A 239-nucleotide genomic window follows, 5' to 3' on the forward strand; every position below is an offset into this window, starting at 1 on the left:
ATAATGATTTCGCCCATACGATTGCGCTCGACCGCACCTTCCAGCCAGGTGGTATTTGGCAGCAGACCAATCTGGACGAAAATACCCGCCAACGCCACGTGATGCGCATCGCCACTGACGCGGTCACGATACTCAATTCCGGTCACTTTGCTGCCATCACCTTTCACTTCGGTGGTTTGCGCGTTCAGAATAATATCGACGTTTTTCAGGCTGCGCACTTTATCCTGCAGGACCTGATC

The 239-nt window shown here is 52.7% G+C and carries 1 protein-coding gene; it reads right to left on the reverse strand.

Annotation, left to right across the window (positions count from 1 at the left end; translation table 11 throughout):
• Nucleotides 1–239 (reverse strand): hypothetical protein (locus tag ABGT15_RS14755; protein ID WP_437125375.1); only part of this gene is annotated, 239 nt, incomplete at both ends.

The sequence above is a fragment of the Flavobacterium enshiense genome, assembly GCF_040750275.1.
In the GTDB taxonomy this organism is placed as follows: Bacteria; Bacteroidota; Bacteroidia; order Flavobacteriales; family Flavobacteriaceae; genus Flavobacterium; species Flavobacterium enshiense_B.